Raw genomic sequence first — 16,063 nt, 5'->3', positions numbered from 1 at the left:
CATGAAAAATTTAGTTTATATATTACTATTAACCACCCAAATTTTCTTTGCCCAGAACGGCTTTGAAAAAGGAAACGCATTGTATCAAAAAGGCCAATACGAAGCTGCGATTTCGGCTTACGAAAGTGTTTTGAATGGCAAGCAGCAATCGGCGGAAGTTTATTTCAATTTAGCCAACAGCTATTACAAACTCAATAAAGTGGCACCGGCGATTTACAATTATGAAAAAGCGCTGGTGCTCAATCCGAACGACAGTGAAATCAAAAACAACCTCAAGTTCGCCCAGAAAATGACCATCGACGAAATCAAGGAAGTGCCGAAAGTCGGTTTTGCGAAACTGCTACGCGATTTCACAGCAATATTTCATTACGACTCTTGGGCTTGGATTGCCGTTTCATTATCTACTTTGTTTCTGCTGTTCTTTGTGGGTTATTATTTCTCACAGATTACGCTTTCGAAACGCATCTTTTTCATCGGCATGTTTGTGTTGGTGTTCCTAATTCTGATCAGCGTATTATCAGCTATTTTTGAGAAAGACCATTACGCGAACGAACGTCCGGCGATTGTTTTTGCGGAAGTAGCACAAGTTAAAAGCGAACCCAAAACTTCAGGTTCCGATGTGTTTGTGTTGCATGAAGGCACGAAACTCTACGTCAAAGAATCGCTCGAGGATTGGCGCAAAGTAGAACTCACCGACGGTTCCGAAGGCTGGATAGAAAGCAGTTCGATTAAAGAAGTGAAATAACTACGATTCCTTTTTGTCGTTTTCAAATTCAAAACCATTCGATTTAAACGCTTCGAACCATTCTGAAATGGAAGGATAAATTGTCTTTGAGATTTCCTGAACGGGCAAAAACAACATCGATTTTTCTTTGGTTTCTTTTGAAAGGATCGCATTGTCGGCATTGATTTTTTGAAACAGATTCAACAGTATGCTCATCACCAAAACTGTTCGAAACAAACCGACGATGCCGCCCAAAATCGAATTCGCCAAACCCAGAAAAGCAAAGTTGGCGATGGCAGTGAAAACTTTGGCGAGCATCGAAACGCCAACGATCACAAGGATGAACGTGATTGCGAAAGCCACAACTTGAATCGTCTTCGGATTCCACGAACCATGATGTTCTAGATAGGATTTGGTCAGGTACGAAAATTTAATCGCGATGAAAATCCCGAGCAGTATCGAAATCAACGAAGCCAGCTCGACAAAAAAGCCGTTACGGAAACCTTTGACAATACCGATTACCAAAAAAAGTCCAATAAAAAAATCGAGAACATTCATCCGTGCAAAGTTAAATTCAAGCACAAATATAAAAGAATTGTGCAGCATCGGATGCCAAATTTCAACTTCTTATCTTTGCCGATAATTTTTATGCTTTATGAATTCAAAATTCATAATTCAAAATTCATAATTCAAAAAATGTCAAGAGACCAACAACTCAAACAGCGCTGGGAACAGCTCGTCAACATACTCTCGAATCAATTCTCGCAAGGCGAAGATTTAGATCTCGATGCGATCATTTATTTAATCGGCGTGCAGGAACTCGGAAAAGTGCACCAGAAATTCAAAAAAGACGAAAAACTCAACCTGATGCACATCGCCATTTGCCGCCTGTTAGAGCCTTACGGTTATTACGAATTCGATTACTTCGACACCGAGGGCTGGCCGCATTACACCGTTAAGGAAGAATTGCCGCCGCTCAAAGCCGGAGAACAATCGGTGCTCATGAAAGAAGCCATCGTCAATTACTTCCTGGAAAGACAAGTTATTGAATAAAGATTTTGGCTTCTATTTTTATGAATTGATCCGCGAAAACCCGTAAAATCTGCGTGATTAGCGTTCCATAAAAATGTTCAAGCAAAACGAAAAACCTTGTAAACTTTAGAGTTAAATCCATAAATTTGCGCTTCCATTTATTGCACGACCATGATAGACAAGATTAAAGCCCATATCGCCGAAGCACAAGCTTTCAACACCCAAAACAAAGAAGAGCTCGAAGCATTCCGAATCCAGTATTTGGGAAGCAAAGGCCTTTTGAAAGACTTTTTCGCCGAATTCAAGAACGTTCCCAACGAACAGAAGGCAGCATTCGGGCAAGTGATTAATTTGCTCAAAACGACTGCCGAAGAAAAAGTAAAATCGATTCAGGAAGCGCTCGAAAGCAAAGAAGAAACCAAAGGCTTTTACGGCGATTTGACACGTCCGAGCGAACCGGTTACGATTGGCTCGCGTCACCCGATATCATTGGTCAAAAACCAGATCATCGACATCTTTTCGAACATCGGTTTCAACGTATCCGAAGGTCCGGAAATTGAGGATGACTGGCACAATTTTACTGCATTGAATCTTCCGGAATACCACCCGGCTCGCGACATGCAGGACACTTTTTTCATCCAGACCAATCCCGATATTTTGCTGCGTACGCATACTTCATCCGTACAAGTGCGTTACATGGAAAACAACAAACCGCCGATTCGTACCATTTCACCGGGACGTGTGTTCCGAAATGAAGCCGTTTCGTCCCGTTCGCACTGCATTTTCCACCAGGTTGAAGGGTTGTATATCGACAAAGACGTTTCGTTTGCTGACTTAAAGCAGACGCTTTTATATTTCACCAAAGAAATGTTCGGCAAATCGAAAATCCGTTTACGCCCATCGTATTTCCCGTTTACAGAGCCAAGCGCTGAGGTCGATATCTATTGGGGACTCAAAACCGAAACCGATTACAGAATCACCAAAGGCACAGGTTGGTTAGAAATCATGGGTTGTGGTATGGTCGACCCGAACGTACTTAAAAACTGCGGCATCAACCCCGACGAATACAACGGATTTGCGTTCGGAATGGGCATCGAAAGAATTGCAATGTTGTTGTATCAAATCGGCGACATCCGCATGTTCTACGAAAACGATGTGCGTTTCTTGGAGCAATTCAAATCGAGTATATAAATAAGCACCACATTTTCAGCGTTATTAATTTTCAGGAGCTTATTCCGGCTATTCGCTACTATCTTTTGTTCTGAACGCCAGAACAAAAGGATAACCGCTGCTATCCGGGCTAGGACAACTGATTTACGAAGAACAAATCTTACCGTCCCATGAAAAAAGACATCATCATCCCCGAAGTAGAAAACGTTTTCCTCGCCGCTGTTCAAGAATGGAGCGACGACTTCATGGAAAAAGTCTGGTATGTTTATCTTGTGAATGACAGCGACAATGACATTCACGACGTGATGGTCGTTTCCAAAGCGTTTGGAACTATTAACGGTGAGATGAAAAAAACCTCTTTATTACGCCACGCATTCGTGGAAATTCCGGCTGTATCGGTCGTGAAAGTTGAAATGGTTGAGAACAGTGTTTTGGCGCTCAATAACGAATTCATGCTGACATTCTTTATCGGCAACACTTTATACGATAAGAAATATACGTTCAAAGCGAACGCAATCAACGAAAGCAATGTAGAGGAAGTGCCCATCTTATTCGTAGATGGCGTAATTGTTAGGTAGTTTATTGGCTTTTATCCGTTTCTTTTAAGACAAACTTTTTCGAATTGGCCTTGACCAACAAATAAGGAATTCCAATCAGTATCGCTCCAAAAAACGAAGCTGTTTCAACCATCGGATTGTTGAGTTTGGCAGCAATACAAAATCCTGCAATCATAAGAAAAGCCATTCCGAACATCGCATTTCTGAAAACCGTTGCAATGCCCGCGATGTCAACTTTCGTTTGTTCTTCTTTGGACATCGTATTGTAGCCTGCAATCAAAAAATACAGTTTTCCGTATTTAATTAAAATTCCAAGGATGATAAATAGTATAGGAATTCCAATCATAATATACGATTAATCCAACTTTTCGGTCAATTTCTTAAATACTTTCTTCGCGTCTTTGCCTTCGTATAAAATGGCGTATACCGCATCGATAATCGGCGTTTTGGCACCGTAATTCTGGTTGAGTTCCCAAGCGCTTTTCGTAGCGTAATAGCCTTCAGCGACCATGCTCATTTCCATCATCGCGCTTTTTACCGTATAGCCTTTTCCGATCATATTCCCGAACATGCGGTTTCTCGAAAACACGGAATAACCCGTAACCAACAAATCGCCGAGATAAGCAGAATTGTTGATGTTGCGTTTCATTTTATGCACTTTGCGGATAAACTTCTTCATCTCGCGAATGCCATTGCTCATCAATACCGACTGGAAGTTGTCGCCATAACCGATGCCATGCGCAATTCCGGCGGCAATTGCGTAAATGTTTTTGAGCATCGCGGCATATTCGGTTCCGATGATGTCGTCGCTGATTTTGGCTTTGATGTAATTTCCGGACAAACATTTGGCTACAATTTTGGCTTTATTCGCGTCGCCACAGGCAATGGTGAGATAAGACAAACGTTCGAGCGCGACTTCCTCAGCGTGGCAAGGACCGGTAATCACGCCAATATTTTCAAAAGGAATATTATAAACTTTATTGAAATGTTCCCCTACAATCAAACTCGTTTCCGGAACGATTCCTTTGATCGCCGAAAAGATGACTTTGCCTTCAAGACTTTCGGTAAGCTTCGATAATTCTGAACTCAGGAACGCTGATGGAATCGCAAAGATGATATAATCAGCATAAGCGACCGCTTCGTTGATGTTGCTCGTGAGTTTGAGTTTTTCGATATGGAATTCTACCGAACTCAGGTAATTCGGATTGTGGTGGTGCTTTTTGATGTGGTCGATGGCTTCTTCGTTGCGCATATACCAGGCAATTTCAGGAAGGTTGACGCACAACATTTTGGCAATGGCCGTGGCCCAGCTTCCGCCACCGATTACGGCAAATTTTGGATATTCTGTCATTGGACTTTATGGTTTAGCCCCGATAGCAGCAAGTATCCTTTTTTGGTTGAACCATTTTTTATTTTGAATCAAGACTTCAAGAACCAAAAAAGATACTGCGTATAGCGGGAAATAGCTTCTCAAAAAAGAAAATCTATAGGGTTTCAAAAGTAACCAAAAAATTATAAAATAGAGCATAAGTATGCGTAACCGCTAAGGGTTTGAAAATAAAATTATTGTATTATTTTGATATTCAATACAATACTCTTAAATTTGTTGCGTTATCCGTATTGGAAGTGCGAGGCATTTTTACCGTACTCGATCTACGGGTTAGTTACGTTTTGTTTTAATGTTGAGAAAGGCGTTCAAAAGTTCAACTTTGAACGCCTTTTGAATTTTATACGTTTACCCAGCGGAAAATTACTTCTTATAAAAATTATTGTGGTCGATGTAATCCCAGACTTTTGAAGGCAAAAGCGGTTGCACATTTTTTTTATTTTTGATGTTCTCGCGGATGAATGTTGATGAGATTTCAACTACCGGCGCATCAATCATATGGATTTTAGGATGGTTCTTGAATTCGTGGTTTTCAGATTCAGAAGAAATGCGCGGATAAACATAAATATCATGTAACTCTAAAATCACCTCGTAGTTTTTCCATTTGTGGAAAGTACGCAGGTTGTCTTCACCCATAATCAGTGAAAATTCGTGCTGCGGGAACTTATCCTGCAAATGCGCCAAAGTATTGACGGTGTAATTGGGTTGCGCCAACTTGAATTCGAAATCGGAAGGCTTGATTTTCGGGTAATCTTCGGTCGCTAAAAAAACCAGCTGCAACCGTTGGTAATCGTCTAGCAAAGTTTCTTTCTTTTTGAGTGGATTGTGCGGCGTGACGACCATCCAAACCTGATCTAAGCCGGAATATTCGGCCATGTGGTTGGCGATGATCAGGTGCCCGACGTGGATGGGATTAAACGTTCCGAAATACAATCCGATTTTCATGGACTTATGCTTTTAAAAATGCTTTAACCAATTGATAGGCTTCTTCTTTGGCGATATCGAGGTCGTAATTTTTGATGATTTTATCAAATTGTGGCGCCGTAGCCAGTTCCACAGAAGCTTTCGCGATGCGCATGTTGATTTTGTCCTCGCTTTCTGTCGAACGCTTTTTAAGACGTATTTTTAGTTCGTCAATGCTTGGCGGTTTTACAAAAACAGCTAAGGTTTCTTCAGGAAATTTCGATTTGATGCGCAATCCACCAGCCACATCGATATCGAAAATGACGTTTTTGCCTTGTGCCCAGATGCGCTCGATTTCACTTTTTAAAGTACCGTAGAAATTATCACGGTACACTTCTTCCCATTCGAGGAAATCCTGCGCTTTGATGTGTTTTTTAAAATCCTCAAGCGAAATGAAATAATAATCCTTGCCATGCACTTCCTCGCCACGCGGTTCGCGCGAAGTAGCCGAAATGGAAAACTCCAAATTCAGATCCGGTTGCGCGAGCAAATGACGCACGATGGTCGTTTTTCCGGAGCCGGAAGGAGCGGAGAACACTAATAATTTTCCTTTATTCATATTTCAAATATTAAAGGACATTAAGCACTTGTTCCTTGATTTTTTCGAGTTCGTCTTTCATCATCACGACGAGTTTCTGCATCTGCGCATGGTTGGCTTTTGAACCCATCGTATTGATTTCGCGTCCCATTTCCTGCGTGATGAACCCTAATTTTCTGCCGTTGGCTTCTTTGCCTTTGATGGTTTCTATGAAATAATCGAGATGCGTCGTCAGACGCACTTTTTCTTCAGTAATATCGAGCTTTTCAAGGTAATAAATGAGTTCCTGTTCAAAACGGTTTTCATCAACATTGACTTTGAGTTCCTCAATAGCGGTCTGCAAACGGTCTTTGATGGCTTGCACTCTTTCGGGATCCAAAGCCAGCGCGTCGGTCATGTATTGGCGGATGTTGCCGATTCTCAAAAGAAATTCCTGCTCTAATGATTTGCCTTCATCGAGACGGAAATTCGCAATATTTTGTAAGGCTTCTTTAATCACTTTCTGGATTTCAGCCCAATCATTTTCGTCAATTTCGTCGCGTTCGGTTTTCGTCGCGTCGGGCATGCGCACCGCCATTTTCATGAGTTCGGTTTCATCGGCATCGGCGATCACTGCTTTCATTTGGCTGATGTAAGACTTCACAATCGGCACATTGATTTTGGTGGAAGTCTGTTCGCCGGTCATCTCGACGTAAATTGAAAAATCAATCTTCCCGCGTTCGAGCTGCAAGGCAATTTCGTTGCGCAATCCGAGTTCGAGTTCGCGGTAAACCGAAGGCATCCGCACATTCAAATCCAAACCTTTGCTGTTTAAGGATTTGACTTCAACGGTAATTTTTTTGGAAGGCAATTGTAAAGTGGCTTTGCCGAAACCGGTCATGGATTGTATCATAATTTTTGCTAAAAAGAATTCAAAGATAATTAAAATGGTGGATTGTTATCCGTTGTTGGTAGCCGGTTTTTTTTGAGTGACCAGATATACGCCTGTGAATATCAAAACCGCTGCAACAATCTTGACTAGATTGAGTTGGTCTTTTCCTAAACTAATGGCAATAATCGCGGCAAACAAAGGTTGCAGATAAATGAAAACGGCGACGGTTGTCGGGTTTAATTCGCGCATTGAAAGTAAATTCAGCAAATACGTGCAGAACGTGGAGAAGAAAATCACGAAGCCGATTTCCCAATAGATTGCAGTTGGGATTTGATGCCACCCGATTGCCTGAAATTCATTCCAGCCAAAAGGCAACACCATCAGAAATCCGAAGGTATAAATCCATTTGACGAAAGTGAAAGCGTTGTATTTGTCCATCAGTTTCTTCACGACGATCAGATAAAATCCGTAAGAAACCGCATTGATGAATACCAATAAATTTCCTAGTCCGGCATTCGGTGCATTCCCAATTGACTTCCCGAAAAGAATCAGAAAAATAGTGCCGACCAAGCCTAAAAAGATGCCGAAGATTTTGCGAGGCTTCATTTTTTCCTTGATGATAATCGAAGACAAAACCAACACAATAATCGGCGTCGTGACCATAATCACAGAAGCGGAAATCGGAGAAGTCATGCTCAAACCTTTGAAGAATGTCAGCATGTTGACCGCCACGCCAAACAAAGCCGCCGCGATGATTCTCGGGAAATCTTCCCACGCAATTTTTTCTTTCGGCCCAAGAAAAGCAATCGCCCAAAACAACAGTACCGAACCGCCGACACGCATCAGAATGAATCCGAACGGTTTGACGAATTCCGGCATCACGTCTTTGGCCACGGTGAAAGTCAGACCGTAAATGACCGAAACCAAAGTGGCGGCGATTAAAGCTAAATTTCGTTTTGACATTAACTTAATGCTTTGATCACTTCCGCGATGACTTTCTGGTTATTACCGATATAGATTTTACCCTCGATGATAAAAACCGGACGGCTCAAAAACGTATAATGCTCCAAAATGTAGTTTCGGTAATCGGTTTCCGTAAGCGCTTTGTTTTTGAGATCAAGCGATTTATAGAGTTGCGCTTTCCGGCTGAACAACGCTTCATAACTGCCGGCGAGTCCGTGCATGACCTCCAATTCGGCAGGCGTAATCGGATTTTGTTTGATGTCGTGAAACACCAGCGAATCGTTTTTCGGCAATGATTTGATGATCTTCCGGCACGTATCGCAGGAAGCGAGATAATAGATCGTATTCATAAAAATCTTTTTACAAAGGAAATCCATTTGACTTTTAAAATAAGTATTTTTAGCAAAAAAATAAACATGCACCAAGTATTCGAAATCACGCGCACGAGCAGAAAAGTATTGGCTGGCTTTTTAGAAAATTACTCGCTCGAACAGCTCAACAAAGTGCCTGAAGGCTTCAACAACAACCTCATCTGGAACATCGGGCACATTATCGTCGTACAGCAAATGTTAGTATACAAATTGTCAGGTTTGCCGATGATGGTTTCAAACGAAATGCTCGAGAAATACAAAAGAGGCACAAAACCGGAAAGTGAAGTTTCACAAGCCGAAGTCGACGAAATTCAATCGTTGTTATTTGAAACGATTAACCAAACCAAAGCTGATTTCAATGCTAATATTTTCAAGACCTATAACGAATTCACGAGCCTGTCGGGCTTCACGATGCGCAATGCAGAAGACGCTATGGCCTTCAATTATTACCACGAAGCGATGCACATCGGGATGATGATGAGCCTTCGGAAATTTGTTTAGTTTTTTAGGAGCTATTTCCCGCTATACACTTTATCTTTTGTGTCGAACGCCGCCACAAAAGGATGCCGCTTCTATCGGGGCTATAACACAACTTTATGACTTCGCGCTTTCGTGGCAAAAAACAAACTTCATATATTTGGCAAAAATAAAACCTATAAAAAACAATATAAAAGACAGATGAAATTCAACACCAAAACCATTCACGGTGGCCAACACCACGACCCAAGCACCGGAGCAGTGATGCCGCCGGTATACCAAACTTCTACTTTTGTTCAAAATAGTCCGGGGCAACCCGTAAATCCAGATTACGAATACAGCCGCGCGGCCAATCCTACAAGAACGGCGTTAGAGCATGCTTTGGCGAGCATCGAAAACGGTTCGCGGGCTTTGGCGTTTTCATCTGGTTTGGCAGCTACTGATTGTCTGTTGCGTTCGTTCAAAGCCGGCGACGAAGTCATTGCTATGGACGATTTGTATGGCGGAACCTATAGAATGTTCACGCGCATATACAAAGATTCGGGCATCAAATTCCACTTTGTGGATATGAATGATATTGCAAAATTCCAATCGTTAATCAATGAAAACACTAAATTGGTTTGGGTTGAAACGCCTACCAATCCGCTGATGAAATTGGCTGATATTGCCGAAATCGCTAAAATCACCAAAGCTAAAAATATCCTTTTCGCCGTCGATAATACTTTTGCAACGCCATACTTGCAACGCCCATTAGACTTAGGAGCTGATATTGTCATGCATTCCGCGACCAAATATCTTGGCGGCCATTCGGATGTGATTGCCGGAGCCTTGATCATGAAAGACGAAGCGCTCGGCGAACAACTGCATTTTCAACAATTCGCCACTGGAGCAACCTTAGGACCAATGGATAGTTTTCTGGTTTTGCGCGGCATCAAAACTTTGCATTTGAGAGTGCAAAGACATTGTGAAAACGGTGAGAAAATCGTAGCGTTCTTAAACAGCCATCCGAAAATCAAAACGGTTTATTATCCGGGCTTGCCAAGTCATCCGTATCATGAGATCGCCAAAAAGCAAATGAGCGGTTTCGGCGGCATGGTTTCGTTTTCGTTCGTTTCAGGCGCAAAACAAGACGCCATTACCTTCTTGGAAAAACTGAAAGTATTTACTTTAGCGGAATCCTTAGGCGGTGTAGAATCTTTGGCGAACCATCCGGCCTTGATGACGCACGCATCGATTCCTGAAGACAAACGAAAAGAAATCGGAATCACCGATGATTTGGTTCGGTTGAGCGTAGGCATTGAAGACGCTGATGATTTAATTGAAGATTTGAAACAAGCGTTACAATAAATCACCAATAAAAAAACCAGTACAAATCGTACTGGTTTTTTTATAAATTTTATTTTGTCTTATTGGATGTAGTAAATGTAACCGACGTTAAACCAAACCAACCAATCATTGGCTTTGTTCTCAGGATAAAGATCCGGATTCGGATTCAAACCGTCTACCCAGTTCGAGAAATAATATTGAAGGCGTAAGTCAACCATTAAATCTGAAGAAGGCGCCAATTTATAACGCGAACCGACACTTCCTACGACAGACCAAACTGTTCCGCTTCCGTTTTGGGTAGCGTTGTAATATTTAACCGGAGTAGTTGCTGGCGTATTTAGCCTTCCTAATGTGGAAGAAGCACTCGGGTCGTAGAAACTAAATTGACCACCGAGACTTACAAAAGGAGCAAAAGCACCAACAGTAGCGGTAAAATCACGGATACTCAAAGGGAAATATTCCAATTGCATTCCTATATTGGTCACCGCGGTACTTCCACGCATTGCTCTGAGCTGGCGGTTGAACAATTTTTTTCTATCTCCATCGGTATATTCTCCGTAATGTCTTAGGTTGGTTTTGTTGTAGGACAACTCACTTCTGAGTTTGAAGTGGTCGTTGAAATAAGTTTCAGGATTATAACAATTACAATCTGCTTTGTAGGCGAAATTAAGGTAGTGTATCAATCCAATTCCATAGCCGGTATTTCCCGCATTGGTGTTGTAATCATGTCTTTCACCATAATCCGATTGAAAAGCAACAGGCCCTGCAATGATTCCTACTTCATGAGAAAAACCGAATTGCGCATTGGTTTTGGCAGAGTAACCAAATATAAACAAGAAGATTAGGATAAAATACTTGGGCATTTGCATATAGGATTAAATCAATTCTCGACAAATATATAAAAACATCATTCACTTCTAAAATAAAATAAAAAAAATACCTTTTATTAAACGTTAAATCTCGTGAATTGGTATAAAATGCTTTGTTTCAGGCGAGTTTTAAGGCCAAGGAGAAAGAATGAAATTAATTGAATGGATAATCTAAAAAAAGTTTACGCATCTTTTCATAAAAATGTATATTTGCCGACAATTAACGAAAACGTTTTCTTAAACGCTAATAATCTATTAATCATGTCACAAAGCATCAACAATTTTATTGACGCAGTTTCAAAAAGAAACCCAAACGAGCCGGAATTTATGCAGGCTGTAAAGGAAGTTGCTGAAACTGTAATTCCTTTTATTGAAGAAAATAAAAAATACCAAAACAAAATGCTTCTCGAGCGAATGGTCGAAGCAGAACGCGTCATCATGTTCCGTGTAGTTTGGATGGACGACGCAGGAAACACTCAGGTGAACAGAGGTTACAGAATCCAGATGAACTCTGCGATCGGGCCTTACAAAGGAGGAATCCGTTTCCACCCATCAGTGAACTTGAGCATTTTGAAATTCCTTGCTTTCGAGCAGACTTTCAAAAACAGTTTGACCACATTGCCAATGGGCGGTGGAAAAGGTGGAGCTGATTTCGATCCAAAAGGAAAATCGGATAATGAAATCATGCGTTTTTGCCAGGCTTTCATGACCGAATTGTCTAAACACATCGGAGCGGATACTGACGTTCCTGCCGGAGATATCGGTGTTGGCGGAAGAGAAGTAGGTTATATGTTTGGCCAATACAAAAGATTAAGAAATGAATTTACAGGCGTCTTGACCGGAAAAGGAATTTCTTTCGGAGGTTCATTAATCCGTCCGGAAGCTACAGGTTATGGTGACGTTTATTTTGCACAGGCGATGCTTGAAACCAAAGGTGACAGCTTCAAAGGCAAAACTGTTGTAGTATCAGGTTCAGGTAATGTGGCTCAGTATGCTGCTGAAAAAGCAACAGAATTGGGTGGAAAAGTAGTGACGATGTCAGATTCTGCAGGATATATTTACGATGCAGACGGAATCGATGCTGAAAAATTGGCGCACGTGATGCAAATCAAAAATGTGGATTACGCCCGTATTTCTGAATACGTGAAAAAATACCCAAACGCAAAATACGTTGCCGGAAAACGCCCTTGGGAAGTAAAATGTGATGTGGCTTTGCCATGTGCTACGCAAAACGAACTCAATGATGCCGAAGCAAAAACTTTAGTAGCCAACGGTTGTATCTGTGTGGCTGAAGGCGCGAACATGCCATCGACTCCGGAAGCGGTTGAGGTGTTCCAAAAAGCGAAAATCTTATTTGCTCCAGGAAAAGCATCGAATGCCGGCGGTGTGGCTACTTCAGGTTTGGAAATGTCACAAAACTCGTTGCGTTTGAGCTGGACTTCTGCTGAAGTAGACGAGAGATTACACAATATTATGCTTAACATCCATTCAGCCTGCGTGAAATACGGCGCAGACGGAAACGGTTATGTAGATTACGTAAAAGGCGCGAACATCGCCGGATTCGTAAAAGTAGCAGACGCTATGTTGGGTCAAGGTGTGGTGTAAACCCGCTTTATAAGTCATTTAAAAAGCCTTTCTGCTAGTCATAGTAAAAAGGCTTTTTTTTGCATCTGATATTAAAAGTCGATTTTTTTCGTTTTACACTATATTTGTGCTTCAATCTAGATTTATTTTAATGAAAGTATTTTTCCTTACCGTATTTTCAATGCTCGCCATGCTTTGTTGCCAGTCGCAAAACAACAAATCCTGGAAAGGTTATTTTTCATACAACCAGATCAATGACATTTCGCAAAATCAAACGAAGATTTTTGCCGCTACTGAAAATGCGATTTTTTCCGAGGACGTTGCCTCTGGAGACATTAAAATAATCAACACAGTCGACGGATTATCAGGGCTTACCATTACAGCAGTCTATCACAGCCAGACGCTCAGAAAAACCATTATCGGTTATGAAAACGGTTTAATCATAGTATATAATGAAGCGGATGGATCGATTCTGAATGTGGTGGACATCATCAACAAATCGATTCCTCAGAACGTAAAGAAGGTCAACCATTTTATGGATCACAACGGGATGATTTATGTTTCCTGTGATTTTGGCATTGTGCAATACAATTTGAATACGCTGCAATTCGGCGACACTTATTTTATTGGTCCAAACGGATCCCAGATCAATATTCAGCAAACCGCTATTTTCAACGGAAGACTTTGTGCCGCATCCAAAACCAACGGTATTTTAGTGGGCGAACTTACTAATCCGAACCTTAATGATTACAACCAATGGATCACTGTTGCGGGATTTGGCTGGTCAGGAATCGAAAAGGTCGATGATAAATTAGTCGCAGTGACCACATCGGGTAGTTTGCAAAGATGGAACGGAACTGCTTTCGTAGCCATAGCACAACTTCCCGAAACGGCAAACGATATCCGAACCAGTGGTGCCTATCTGCTGGTTACTACTAAAAAGCATGTGTATCTTTACAATACGGCTTTGAGTCAGATTGCCGATATCAACAGCAACCAGATTCCTGATTTTACCGTTGAATTTACGTGCGCTACCATTCTTGGTTCTGAAGTTTTTTTCGGGACTGAAGAACACGGTATTTTCAGTAAAGAACTTAACGGAGCTGTTTTCGAAAACAAAACACCTGAAGGGCCATTGCGAAACAATGTCTTTGCCATCAACAGCACGCCTTCAGCCCTATGGACCGTTTTTGGAGGATATGATCTCGATTATAATCCTTATGCTTTTACACCAACAGGGCTTGCTAAATTTGGGGTCAGCAAATACGATAAAAACGGTTGGTACAGCATTCCTTATGAATCGCTTCTTGGAGCAAAAGCATTGTCAAGAATTACCGTCAACCCCAATAATGAAAAACAGGTTTATCTGAGTTCCTTTTATTCAGGGTTATTAAAACTGGAAAATGATATCCCGACGACCTTATACAACACTTCAAATACAGGTAGTGACGGATTGCAAACGATTCCAGGTGAGGTTCCGGATGATATCAGGGTCAATGGAGCTGTTTTCGATAAAACGGGCAATTTATGGGTCACCAACGGTTATATCAGGAAAGGCTTGAAAGTATTAAAAACCAATGGGCAATGGCAATCATACGATATGCAAAATGTAGCTGCGTCAGTGGCTAACCTGAAGTTTGGAAGGATGATCATCGATAAAAACGGAACCAAATGGATGGCGACGTGGAGGGATGGTGTCATCGGCTTTAACGAAAATTATAACAACCGTTTTAAAGTCATTAGTGACAAACCAGAAGACGGAAATCTCCCGTCTTTTGATGCTCGCGCCATAGCTATTGACAACAGGAATCAGTTGTGGATAGGCACTTTAGCCGGACTCAGGGTATTGCCAAGTATCGACAGTTTTTTATCCAATGAAACCTTAAAAACCAACGCCATCATTATTATCGAGGACAATTTGGCTCAGGAGTTACTTTACGAGCAATCCATCAGTGATATCTTTGTAGACGGAGCCAACAACAAATGGATTGGAACCGTTGATGCGGGCGTTTTTTATGTTTCTTCCGACGGGCAGAAAACCATTTACCACTTCACTTCAGAGAATTCACCGCTGCCGAGCAACACCATCAACGATATTGAGGTCAATGGAGCTACGGGTGAAGTTTTTTTCGCCACGACCAAAGGCATGGTGTCTTTCAGAGGCATTTCAACATCTGCTAATGAAGATCTCAATAACGCTTATGTGTATCCGAATCCGGTGCGTCCTGAATATACAGGAACCGTAAAAGTTAGCGGCCTCATGGATAAAGTACACGTGAAGATTGCCGATATCGAAGGAAATCTGGTTTACGAAACGATTTCAGAAGGCGGAACCATCGAATGGGACACGACCGCTTTCGGCAAATATAAAGTGGCTTCCGGGGTGTATATGATTTTCATTTCTTCAGAAGACGGCGCCGAAACCAAGGTCAAAAAAGTGATGATTATCCGTTAAAATAATTGTCGGCTACCAGTCAGGCAAACCGTTGACTGAAAATTTTTATGCTAGTCAAAACCAAAGCCATCGTCATTTCATCGCTCAAGTTTCAGGAGAAAAGCCTGATTGTAAAATGCTTTACATTGTCGGATGGTCTCAAGTCCTATTTTGTGCGCGATGCTTTCTCGTCGCGGAAATCGAACCAGAAAATTGCCTATTTCCAACCCTTGTCTATTCTCGAAATTGAAGCGGTTCACAAAAACAAAGGCACTTTAGAGCAGCTTAAGGAAATCAAGATCGAAACGCCGTTCCAATCCATTCATTCGGATATTTTCAAAAGCACGATGGTCATGTTTTTGTCCGAAATGCTCCAGCATTCCATTCATGAAGAAGAAAAAAACGAAGCGCTGTTCAACATTTTAGAAACCGCGTTGCACTGGCTCGACCATCACGACGACATCGCCAATTTCCATTTGATCTTATTGTTGGAAATCACCAAACATCTCGGTTTTTATCCCGATACTTCTGAGGTAGAGTTTCCTTTTTTTGAAATGAAAGAAGGCGTTTTTTCTCCACTGCCGGCTTTGAATTCCCTCAACGAACACGAAACGCAACTGTTCAAAAAACTCATCGATCTGAAATTTGACAATGACAAGAAAACGTTTCATGTGACCGAGCGAAAACTGCTGCTCAAAATCCTGATAGACTATTACAGCATGCACCTCGACGGATTCAAAAAACCAAAATCGCTTGAAGTGCTGGCCGCAGTTTTTTCCTAACTGACGGTAGAATTC

The 16,063-nt window shown here is 41.6% G+C and carries 18 protein-coding genes; 9 read left to right on the top strand and 9 right to left on the bottom strand.

The window, feature by feature from the left end; all coding sequences use genetic code 11:
- Window position 1: 1 nt before the first annotated feature.
- A complete protein-coding gene (locus Q0058_RS04325; RefSeq protein ID WP_298221505.1) occupies window positions 2–745 on the top strand; it encodes a tetratricopeptide repeat protein in 744 nt (247 codons plus the stop codon).
- Here the strand turns inward: Q0058_RS04325 and Q0058_RS04320 are convergent, their stop codons facing one another.
- Window positions 746–1,282 (bottom strand): CvpA family protein, encoded by a 537-nt coding sequence (locus Q0058_RS04320; protein WP_298221504.1) that lies wholly within the window; start codon window positions 1,280–1,282, stop codon window positions 746–748.
- A 138-nt stretch (window positions 1,283–1,420) separates the two neighbouring features.
- On the opposite strand from Q0058_RS04320, the gene Q0058_RS04315 reads away from it, so the two are divergent.
- The 3 genes from Q0058_RS04315 (at window position 1,421) to Q0058_RS04305 (ending at window position 3,504) form a co-directional block, all read left to right on the top strand.
- Entirely contained in the window at window positions 1,421–1,777 is a 357-nt protein-coding gene (locus Q0058_RS04315) for a hypothetical protein (RefSeq protein WP_298221503.1), read from the top strand.
- 150 nt (window positions 1,778–1,927) lie between these two features.
- A complete protein-coding gene (pheS, locus tag Q0058_RS04310; RefSeq protein ID WP_298221502.1) occupies window positions 1,928–2,947 on the top strand; it encodes a phenylalanine--tRNA ligase subunit alpha in 1,020 nt (339 codons plus the stop codon).
- 149 nt (window positions 2,948–3,096) lie between these two features.
- Window positions 3,097–3,504, top strand: a complete 408-nt coding sequence (locus tag Q0058_RS04305; protein ID WP_298221501.1) for a hypothetical protein — start codon at window positions 3,097–3,099, stop codon at window positions 3,502–3,504.
- Window position 3,505: 1 nt separating this feature from the next.
- Here the strand turns inward: Q0058_RS04305 and Q0058_RS04300 are convergent, their stop codons facing one another.
- The 7 genes from Q0058_RS04300 to Q0058_RS04270 form a co-directional block, all read right to left on the bottom strand.
- Window positions 3,506–3,829, bottom strand: a complete 324-nt coding sequence (locus tag Q0058_RS04300) for a DUF3784 domain-containing protein (protein WP_298221500.1) — start codon at window positions 3,827–3,829, stop codon at window positions 3,506–3,508.
- Window positions 3,830–3,838: 9 nt separating this feature from the next.
- Window positions 3,839–4,834, bottom strand: a complete 996-nt coding sequence (locus Q0058_RS04295; protein ID WP_298221499.1) for an NAD(P)H-dependent glycerol-3-phosphate dehydrogenase — start codon at window positions 4,832–4,834, stop codon at window positions 3,839–3,841.
- A gap of 399 nt (window positions 4,835–5,233) precedes the next feature.
- A complete protein-coding gene (gene nadD / locus Q0058_RS04290; RefSeq protein ID WP_298221498.1) occupies window positions 5,234–5,815 on the bottom strand; it encodes a nicotinate (nicotinamide) nucleotide adenylyltransferase in 582 nt (193 codons plus the stop codon).
- 4 nt (window positions 5,816–5,819) lie between these two features.
- The gene (gmk, locus tag Q0058_RS04285) at window positions 5,820–6,392 is read right to left on the bottom strand and encodes a guanylate kinase (RefSeq protein ID WP_298221497.1); all 573 of its coding nucleotides are present in this window, start codon (window positions 6,390–6,392) and stop codon (window positions 5,820–5,822) included.
- 10 nt (window positions 6,393–6,402) lie between these two features.
- Window positions 6,403–7,263: a YicC/YloC family endoribonuclease gene (locus Q0058_RS04280; protein ID WP_298221496.1), complete on the bottom strand. Its 861-nt coding sequence runs from the start codon at window positions 7,261–7,263 to the stop codon at window positions 6,403–6,405.
- Between the two features lie 45 nt (window positions 7,264–7,308).
- Window positions 7,309–8,205 (bottom strand): DMT family transporter, encoded by an 897-nt coding sequence (locus Q0058_RS04275; protein ID WP_298221495.1) that lies wholly within the window; start codon window positions 8,203–8,205, stop codon window positions 7,309–7,311.
- Window positions 8,205–8,555: an ArsC/Spx/MgsR family protein gene (locus Q0058_RS04270; RefSeq protein ID WP_298221494.1), complete on the bottom strand. Its 351-nt coding sequence runs from the start codon at window positions 8,553–8,555 to the stop codon at window positions 8,205–8,207. Before Q0058_RS04270 ends, Q0058_RS04275 begins: the two co-directional genes overlap by 1 nt.
- 66 nt (window positions 8,556–8,621) lie before the next feature.
- On the opposite strand from Q0058_RS04270, the gene Q0058_RS04265 reads away from it, so the two are divergent.
- Both Q0058_RS04265 and Q0058_RS04260 read left to right on the top strand, forming a co-directional pair.
- A complete protein-coding gene (locus tag Q0058_RS04265; RefSeq protein ID WP_298221493.1) occupies window positions 8,622–9,077 on the top strand; it encodes a DinB family protein in 456 nt (151 codons plus the stop codon).
- A 132-nt stretch (window positions 9,078–9,209) separates the two neighbouring features.
- Window positions 9,210–10,400 carry a cystathionine gamma-synthase gene (locus Q0058_RS04260; RefSeq protein WP_298221538.1) on the top strand — a complete coding sequence of 397 codons (1,191 nt, stop codon included), beginning with the start codon at window positions 9,210–9,212 and terminating at the stop codon, window positions 10,398–10,400.
- 59 nt (window positions 10,401–10,459) lie between these two features.
- Here Q0058_RS04260 and Q0058_RS04255 read toward each other — a convergent pair whose 3' ends face one another.
- A complete protein-coding gene (locus tag Q0058_RS04255; protein ID WP_298221492.1) occupies window positions 10,460–11,242 on the bottom strand; it encodes a glutamate dehydrogenase in 783 nt (260 codons plus the stop codon).
- A 267-nt stretch (window positions 11,243–11,509) separates the two neighbouring features.
- Here Q0058_RS04255 and gdhA point away from each other — a divergent pair, with 267 nt between their 5' ends.
- The 3 genes from gdhA (at window position 11,510) to recO (ending at window position 16,048) form a co-directional block, all read left to right on the top strand.
- Complete coding sequence (gdhA, locus tag Q0058_RS04250; RefSeq protein ID WP_298221491.1) at window positions 11,510–12,853, top strand: NADP-specific glutamate dehydrogenase; 1,344 nt, start codon at window positions 11,510–11,512, stop codon at window positions 12,851–12,853.
- A 130-nt stretch (window positions 12,854–12,983) separates the two neighbouring features.
- A complete protein-coding gene (locus Q0058_RS04245; RefSeq protein ID WP_298221490.1) occupies window positions 12,984–15,287 on the top strand; it encodes a T9SS type A sorting domain-containing protein in 2,304 nt (767 codons plus the stop codon).
- A 47-nt stretch (window positions 15,288–15,334) separates the two neighbouring features.
- Window positions 15,335–16,048 carry a DNA repair protein RecO gene (gene recO, locus Q0058_RS04240; protein ID WP_298221489.1) on the top strand — a complete coding sequence of 238 codons (714 nt, stop codon included), beginning with the start codon at window positions 15,335–15,337 and terminating at the stop codon, window positions 16,046–16,048.
- Window positions 16,049–16,063 lie beyond the last annotated feature (15 nt).

Source organism: Flavobacterium sp. (genome assembly GCF_027484705.1).
Taxonomy (GTDB): Bacteria; Bacteroidota; Bacteroidia; order Flavobacteriales; family Flavobacteriaceae; genus Flavobacterium.
The sequence above is the reverse complement of the archived record's forward strand: the minus strand, read 5'-3'. Positions and strand labels throughout refer to the sequence as shown.

What these genes read in the sequence shown, in the direction of transcription:
- Q0058_RS04325 (WP_298221505.1), top strand. Translation starts at nt 2, where the DNA reads ATGAAAAATTTAGTTTATATATTACTATTAACCACCCAAATTTTCTTT.
- Q0058_RS04320 (WP_298221504.1), bottom strand. Translation starts at nt 1,282, where the DNA reads ATGAATGTTCTCGATTTTTTTATTGGACTTTTTTTGGTAATCGGTATT.
- Q0058_RS04315 (WP_298221503.1), top strand. Translation starts at nt 1,421, where the DNA reads ATGTCAAGAGACCAACAACTCAAACAGCGCTGGGAACAGCTCGTCAAC.
- pheS (WP_298221502.1), top strand. Translation starts at nt 1,928, where the DNA reads ATGATAGACAAGATTAAAGCCCATATCGCCGAAGCACAAGCTTTCAAC.
- Q0058_RS04305 (WP_298221501.1), top strand. Translation starts at nt 3,097, where the DNA reads ATGAAAAAAGACATCATCATCCCCGAAGTAGAAAACGTTTTCCTCGCC.
- Q0058_RS04300 (WP_298221500.1), bottom strand. Translation starts at nt 3,829, where the DNA reads ATGATTGGAATTCCTATACTATTTATCATCCTTGGAATTTTAATTAAA.
- Q0058_RS04295 (WP_298221499.1), bottom strand. Translation starts at nt 4,834, where the DNA reads ATGACAGAATATCCAAAATTTGCCGTAATCGGTGGCGGAAGCTGGGCC.
- nadD (WP_298221498.1), bottom strand. Translation starts at nt 5,815, where the DNA reads ATGAAAATCGGATTGTATTTCGGAACGTTTAATCCCATCCACGTCGGG.
- gmk (WP_298221497.1), bottom strand. Translation starts at nt 6,392, where the DNA reads ATGAATAAAGGAAAATTATTAGTGTTCTCCGCTCCTTCCGGCTCCGGA.
- Q0058_RS04280 (WP_298221496.1), bottom strand. Translation starts at nt 7,263, where the DNA reads ATGATACAATCCATGACCGGTTTCGGCAAAGCCACTTTACAATTGCCT.
- Q0058_RS04275 (WP_298221495.1), bottom strand. Translation starts at nt 8,205, where the DNA reads ATGTCAAAACGAAATTTAGCTTTAATCGCCGCCACTTTGGTTTCGGTC.
- Q0058_RS04270 (WP_298221494.1), bottom strand. Translation starts at nt 8,555, where the DNA reads ATGAATACGATCTATTATCTCGCTTCCTGCGATACGTGCCGGAAGATC.
- Q0058_RS04265 (WP_298221493.1), top strand. Translation starts at nt 8,622, where the DNA reads ATGCACCAAGTATTCGAAATCACGCGCACGAGCAGAAAAGTATTGGCT.
- Q0058_RS04255 (WP_298221492.1), bottom strand. Translation starts at nt 11,242, where the DNA reads ATGCCCAAGTATTTTATCCTAATCTTCTTGTTTATATTTGGTTACTCT.
- gdhA (WP_298221491.1), top strand. Translation starts at nt 11,510, where the DNA reads ATGTCACAAAGCATCAACAATTTTATTGACGCAGTTTCAAAAAGAAAC.
- Q0058_RS04245 (WP_298221490.1), top strand. Translation starts at nt 12,984, where the DNA reads ATGAAAGTATTTTTCCTTACCGTATTTTCAATGCTCGCCATGCTTTGT.
- recO (WP_298221489.1), top strand. Translation starts at nt 15,335, where the DNA reads ATGCTAGTCAAAACCAAAGCCATCGTCATTTCATCGCTCAAGTTTCAG.